Genomic DNA, 5,431 nt, shown 5'->3' with positions numbered 1-5,431 from the left:
AAGTTCTGCCTGGTGTTCCAGCCAGTTTACAGCCCTTGGGTTAATCACATCGAACGGCTGTGGCACAAGTTACATGAAACCATCACGCGCAATCATCAATGCAGAGGAATGGCCAGCCTGCTGGCCCAAGTGAAACACTTCATGGATACCGTGTCTCCTTTCCCGGGGAATGGCTATGGTACAGCGAAGGTGTAGCACTATTGGGATCAGTTATTTAGTCAACGAAATTTTGCGACACAGAAGCTCCCTATTCGATTAAGTTGTAACAATAGGAAAGATTTATAATGTAGTAGCTTATTACATTTGGCGGCCATGATAGGAATCATATTATGGTTCGCCTATCATTAGATTATGTAAATATACTTCAGATAAGTTACCACCCAATTATTAGACACCGGCTCATGGCCGGTGCCTGATGAAAAAATTAGCTTCACATGATTATTAACTCATTGCAATAAACTAAAAAATAAATTACGAGTTTTCCCAAAATCTGTTTTGAAGGGAGGGAATCTCAATTTGTAGATCATCCTTGAAAATAAACGTCTCATCTCCATTATCATCAACACCTATTTGACTTCCATATGAACGCAGCCACAGTTTTCTATTATCAGCTGACAGTACATAGCCCATTTTCCTCTCATTACCCCTTAATCGATCCGGATACGCCCATCCTTTCCGCTCAAGCTTAGTAATGGTTACAATTATATGCGCCAATAGGGGTTGCTCTGGTGATACATACTCATGAAACCACGGCCAGAAATCTTTGTCACCATCCGATGCACGCCACCCCTTAATTTCATTTACAGTATCTAAATCTGCATATGGATGAGAGTGAAATGTGCCAACCAGCTCTATATTAGGCCAGTACTTCGTAAAAAACTCCTTTTTTGCTATTATCGAATTAAGGTCTGGCCGTACCCAGTCTTGATGCCTCAATGCAGACGTTTCAACAGTAGCCATTGTAGATACAATTCGAGCGGGATTTTCACCCTTCTGAGGAATTGAATATCCCCACAAAAGGCCAAATGTTTCAAGATTAATAGCCCCCTTTCCTTTTAGGTGCGCTCTGTGCTCAAACTCATAAGCCTCAATTGCAGTAGTGAAAAGCTGAGGTACAACATGGTCTTCAACAACAATATATTTCATATTTATATCCTGCAAGGTATCCCTAATATCTTTTACATACAAAATTTACGCGACATTAGTATCATTAATTTAGAATTATTAATGTTAACAAGATCACGATTCCAGTCTAGTTGATATAAATTACATTTAGTTGGCAACTAGGGAAGGTGCGAATAAGCGGGGAAATTCTTCTCGGCTGACGCAGTCATTTCATTTCTTCATGTTTGAGCCGATCTTTTCTCCCGTAAATGCCTTGAATCAGCCTATTTAGACCGTTTCTTCGCCATTTAAGGCGTTATCCCCAGTTTTTAGTGAGATCTCTCCCACTGACGTATCATTTGGTCCGCCCGAAACAGGTTGGCCAGCGTGAATAACATCGCCAGTTGGTTATCGTTTTTCAGCAACCCCTTGTATCTGGCTTTCACGAAGCCGAACTGTCGCTTGATGATGCGAAACGGGTGCTCCACCTTGGCCCGGATGCTGGCTTTCATGTATTCGATGTTGATGGCCGTTTTGTTCTTTCGTGGATGCTGTTTCAAGGTTCTTACCTTGCCGGGGCGCTCGGCGATCAGCCAGTCCACATCCACCTCGGCCAGCTCCTCGCGCTGTGGCGCCCCTTGGTAGCCGGCATCGGCTGAGACAAATTGCTCCTCTCCATGCAGCAGATTACCCAGCTGATTGAGGTCATGCTCGTTGGCCGCGGTGGTGACTAGGCTGTGGGTCAGGCCACTCTTGGCATCGACACCAATGTGGGCCTTCATGCCAAAGTGCCACTGATTGCCTTTCTTGGTCTGATGCATCTGCGGATCGCGTTGCTGCTCTTTGTTCTTGGTCGAGCTGGGTGCCTCAATGATGGTGGCATCGACCAAGGTGCCTTGAGTCATCATGACGCCTGCTTCGGCCAGCCAGCGATTGATGGTCTTGAACAATTGGCGGGCCAGTTGATGCTGCTCCAGCAGGTGGCGGAAATTCATGATGGTGGTGCGGTCCGGCAAGGCGCTATCCAGGGATAACCGGGCAAACAGACGGATGGAGGCGATTTCGTACAGAGCATCTTCCATCGTGCCATCGCTCAGGTTGTACCAATGCTGCATGCAGTGAATGCGTAGCATGGTTTCCAGCGGATAAGGTCGCCGGCCATTACCAGCCTTGGGATAAAACGGCTCGATGACTTCCACCATGTTTTGCCATGGCAGAATCTGCTCCATGCGGGACAAGAAAATCTCTTTTCTGGTCTGACGGCGCTTACTGCTGAATTCACTGTCGGCGAAGGTAAGTTGATGACTCATGATGAACCCTTTTTCATGGCTCCAGATGACAAACATGATCTCATATCAGGGACTTGTTCGCACCTTCCCTAGACTGGATAAGTGTCAAAAACACCGGCTTAAGACCGGTGTTTTGATAGTAACAGCAATACAAATAGCATTCTAGTTTAGTAACGGCTCAAAATTTTAGTAACCCACTCTCTAATATCATTTGACAGACGCGCTGTTTTTACAGTTCTTTTTGAACGACCCGCCCCTGGTCCATCACGATAGTAATTTTGTTCCTGACTCATATAAGTTTCATAGCCAAAATTATTTTTAAGAAATGACTCTAAAAACTTAATTGGAATTTTCCTGTTAGATGGAATGATAAAATAGTCATTATTAAAGAATTTTTTTACTGCAATGAGTTCATGACCAAACTTAAATTTTCCATTCTCAATCCACTCTAGGAATTTACCAGCCTCATCACTACTGTAGCAATAATTGTCACTGAGTTTTAAATTATTGGCTAGCGATCTTATCATTGCAAATGTTACTGATTCTTGACTATTATAATCGTCAGTACACTTATATAATGGAATGTTATTTGTAATTATTCTGCGTGTATTTCCTCTATCATCAAACCTAATCAATTCCTCACTCAATACCTCACTATAAAAGTGCTCAATATCAAGAGCCTCTTTAGCATAAAACTCACTTCTATTTAATAACCCGCAAATTCGCTCCTCCTCTGTTTTCAACTCCGCTAACTCAAGCATTTTTTTATCACTCATCGTCATCTCAGGTAAAAGATAGCTAATTTTATACCCCTGTTGTTCCAGCATTGTTAGTAGGGTGAAATTATAATCCAAACACAATTTATGTTGAATAAACAATCGGTTAACCATATGCATTAATGTGGGGTTGTGGCAATACTCATGCAAACGTTCAATAGAATAATCACACCCCAACGCTGACATCACCAACTCTGTAATGATATGATCGCTATTTTTATATACCCTATTTTTGCCACCAAGGAGTGCTAAAAATGCATTATTAGCATTCCTCGCTCGGTGGACAAACTGCATAATATCATTAGGCTGAACGAGCCCATTTGAAAAAATTGCAGTAAATGTTAGATCCTTATCTGTGAAACTAAATCCATTTTTCACAACCGGTGTAAAAATTGACACCAGTTTACTGCTAACATTTTTGTTTATAGCACCATTAGGGAATTTACGAGCAGTGTCAGCATCGATTAATATTTTTTTTGGTGTATTTATTGCATTTACCAATACGTTAACATTTGATTTTTTTGCATTGTGTGCCTCGTCGCTAAATACAATACATTTTTTGCCACTTGATGCACGCTCATTGATCTTGTTTATAATATCTGGTTTAGTTGTTAAAAAGATTTCTGGCATATTCCTAGGTTTGGATGATCTATATACGAACACTTTTTTATTACTGAGCGTAGCTAAATTTGAAATAAAATCAAATGAGTCCTGACTTAAAAACGCATCGGCAATAACAACAGTGCTGGCATCAGCAATAATTTTTTTGAAATTATCCATCCTTTCAATGTATTCATCAACTGAGACTCTCATGCCCAATTCTGAGTGCATTAAATTAAAAACATCCTCAAACTCATCTATAATCAAAACTTGGCACTTATCCCGGATATGCTTATATTTTTTACTATATAAAATGCTCAGACTAACACCATAGACACCGGTTTTATTTTTGGGAGTATCTGTCTGATAGTTTCGATTATCCAGATTGTGATACAGAGAATTATTGAAAGCTCGAGATGGATTTAAAAAAATAGGATGCATACCATTATTCCCAGCCTCGTCAAATGTGGGTATTAGGGAAGGTGCGAACAAGTCCCTGATATGAGATCATGTTTGTCATCTGGAGCCATGGAACAGGGTTCATCATGAGTCATCAACTTACCTTCGCCGACAGTGAATTCAGCAGTAAGCGCCGTCAGACCAGAAAAGAGATTTTCTTGTCCCGCATGGAGCAGATTCTGCCATGGCAAAACATGGTGGAAGTCATCGAGCCGTTTTACCCCAAGGCTGGTAATGGCCGGCGACCTTATCCGCTGGAAACCATGCTACGCATTCACTGCATGCAGCATTGGTACAACCTGAGCGATGGCGCGATGGAAGATGCTCTGTACGAAATCGCCTCCATGCGTCTGTTTGCCCGGTTATCCCTGGATAGCGCCTTGCCGGACCGCACCACCATCATGAATTTCCGCCACCTGCTGGAGCAGCATCAACTGGCCCGCCAATTGTTCAAGACCATCAATCGCTGGCTGGCCGAAGCAGGCGTCATGATGACTCAAGGCACCTTGGTCGATGCCACCATCATTGAGGCTCCCAGCTCGACCAAGAACAAAGAGCAGCAACGCGATCCGGAGATGCATCAGACCAAGAAAGGCAATCAGTGGCACTTTGGCATGAAGGCCCACATTGGTGTCGACGCCAAGAGTGGCCTGACCCACAGCCTAGTCACCACCGCGGCCAACGAGCATGACCTCAATCAGCTGGGTAATCTGCTGCATGGAGAGGAGCAATTTGTCTCAGCCGATGCCGGCTACCAAGGGGCGCCACAGCGCGAGGAGCTGGCCGAGGTGGATGTGGACTGGCTGATCGCCGAGCGCCCCGGCAAGGTAAGAACCTTGAAACAGCATCCACGCAAGAACAAAACGGCCATCAACATCGAATACATGAAAGCCAGCATCCGGGCCAAGGTGGAGCACCCGTTTCGCATCATCAAGCGACAGTTCGGCTTCGTGAAAGCCAGATACAAGGGGTTGCTGAAAAACGATAACCAACTGGCGATGTTATTCACGCTGGCCAACCTGTTTCGGGCGGACCAAATGATACGTCAGTGGGAGAGATCTCACTAAAAACTGGGAATAACGCCTTAAATGGCGAAGAAACGGTCTAAATAGGCTGATTCAAGGCATTTACGGGAGAAAAGATCGGCTCAAACTGAAAAAATGAAATGACTGAGTCAGCCGAGAAGAATTTCCCCGCTTATTC

The 5,431-nt window shown here is 43.7% G+C and carries 4 protein-coding genes and 1 pseudogene; 2 read left to right on the top strand and 3 right to left on the bottom strand.

Annotation, left to right across the window (positions count from 1 at the left end):
• Positions 1-195: pseudogene (locus C3418_RS22645) on the top strand (IS630 family transposase); the annotation flags it as partial.
• Positions 196-471: 276 nt separating this feature from the next.
• Here the strand turns inward: C3418_RS22645 and C3418_RS22640 are convergent.
• The 3 genes from C3418_RS22640 to C3418_RS24220 all read right to left on the bottom strand — a co-directional run bounded on the left by C3418_RS22640 (position 472) and on the right by C3418_RS24220 (position 4,210).
• A complete protein-coding gene (locus C3418_RS22640) occupies positions 472-1,146 on the bottom strand; it encodes a hypothetical protein (RefSeq protein WP_080988682.1) in 675 nt (224 codons plus the stop codon).
• Positions 1,147-1,433: 287 nt separating this feature from the next.
• Complete coding sequence (locus tag C3418_RS22630) at positions 1,434-2,414, bottom strand: IS5-like element IS5 family transposase (protein WP_219812705.1); 981 nt, start codon at positions 2,412-2,414, stop codon at positions 1,434-1,436.
• Positions 2,415-2,560: 146 nt separating this feature from the next.
• Positions 2,561-4,210, bottom strand: a complete 1,650-nt coding sequence (locus C3418_RS24220) for a hypothetical protein (RefSeq protein WP_146054146.1) — start codon at positions 4,208-4,210, stop codon at positions 2,561-2,563.
• A gap of 104 nt (positions 4,211-4,314) precedes the next feature.
• Here C3418_RS24220 and C3418_RS22610 point away from each other — a divergent pair, with 104 nt between their 5' ends.
• On the top strand, positions 4,315-5,295 hold the full coding sequence (locus tag C3418_RS22610; protein ID WP_000019402.1) for an IS5-like element IS5 family transposase: 981 nt from the start codon (positions 4,315-4,317) through the stop codon (positions 5,293-5,295).
• Positions 5,296-5,431 lie beyond the last annotated feature (136 nt).

It is taken from the genome of Aeromonas sp. ASNIH8 (assembly GCF_002919855.1).
Lineage (GTDB): Bacteria > Pseudomonadota > Gammaproteobacteria > Enterobacterales > Aeromonadaceae > Aeromonas > Aeromonas caviae.
The sequence above is the reverse complement of the archived record's forward strand: the minus strand, read 5'-3'. Positions and strand labels throughout refer to the sequence as shown.

What these genes read in the sequence shown, in the direction of transcription:
- C3418_RS22610 (WP_000019402.1), top strand. Translation starts at nt 4,315, where the DNA reads ATGAGTCATCAACTTACCTTCGCCGACAGTGAATTCAGCAGTAAGCGC.
- C3418_RS24220 (WP_146054146.1), bottom strand. Translation starts at nt 4,210, where the DNA reads ATGCATCCTATTTTTTTAAATCCATCTCGAGCTTTCAATAATTCTCTG.
- C3418_RS22630 (WP_219812705.1), bottom strand. Translation starts at nt 2,414, where the DNA reads ATGAGTCATCAACTTACCTTCGCCGACAGTGAATTCAGCAGTAAGCGC.
- C3418_RS22640 (WP_080988682.1), bottom strand. Translation starts at nt 1,146, where the DNA reads ATGAAATATATTGTTGTTGAAGACCATGTTGTACCTCAGCTTTTCACT.